Origin of the sequence: Candidatus Pantoea deserta (assembly GCF_003813865.1) — a bacterium.
GTDB classification, from domain to species: Bacteria; Pseudomonadota; Gammaproteobacteria; order Enterobacterales; family Enterobacteriaceae; genus Pantoea; species Pantoea deserta.
Genome location: NZ_RMVG01000065.1, coordinates 1 through 792 on the forward strand (window position 1 = coordinate 1; position 792 = coordinate 792).

Consider the following 792-nt stretch of genomic DNA (forward strand, 5'->3'; position numbering starts at 1 on the left):
ATCTTTTTGTGGCCAGTGAACGCGCCGGCGCCAGCCGGCTGCAGGGATTGACCTGGCCGTTCGCCATCAGACCCTGGCCGTCAGGCCCGAACCCCGAAGGGATTCGGCGGAGCTTACCGGCTCTGCCGGTTAGCGGAGTGGGGTTCGACGACCCGGCAATGCCGGGGAGCCGAAGGGGGCCATCAGGCTGTTAATGCCGTTGACCTTCAGGGACAGGAAACCGGAGAAGCAGCCGCAGCACACTAGAACAGAGAGCAGCAGGAAGCAGAGAGAAGACCGTGAGACAGCGTCCCGGAGAGAGAAAGCGCAGGTGAAGGGAGATGGCCGGTGCAGTAGCATCGGCTGTTCCCGGCCCGCAGGGCCGCCCGCTTTTCAGGCGGTGCCGAATACCGGCACAATTATCCTTCCTGATTGCGGGCATAAAAAAGCCCCTGCCGGGGCTTTCATTGCTGTCAGGCGCGCCAGCGGCATACATCATTTTCTTAACAGCCTAATGATGTTCATGATCAGAATCAGGATGCCTGTAGTGACACACGCAACAGCAAAAATCTCTTCAGGAAAAGGCTCACTGACCAGGGCAAAATCATTGTCTGAGGGCGTAATGTCTACCGACGCGGAGTATGCCCAAACACCTGCAACAATCATTGCTGTACCAATTAATGGCAGCAGCGCACGAAAAACTATGCTGTCTCCTTCCGGGCTTTCCTTTCTGGAAGCAAACACCTTAGCCGCAATGACGCACAGCGCCAGGCCAAAATAATAATTTGCCCCGCTCAGCTCAGGGAAAAAGTT

At 56.7% G+C, this 792-nt stretch carries 1 protein-coding gene; it reads right to left on the minus strand.

Features of this window, described 5'->3' with window-relative positions; genetic code table 11:
• Positions 1-474: 474 nt before the first annotated feature.
• A partial coding sequence (locus BBB56_RS23580; RefSeq protein ID WP_158673969.1) for a hypothetical protein occupies positions 475-792 on the minus strand: 318 nt, incomplete at its 5' end.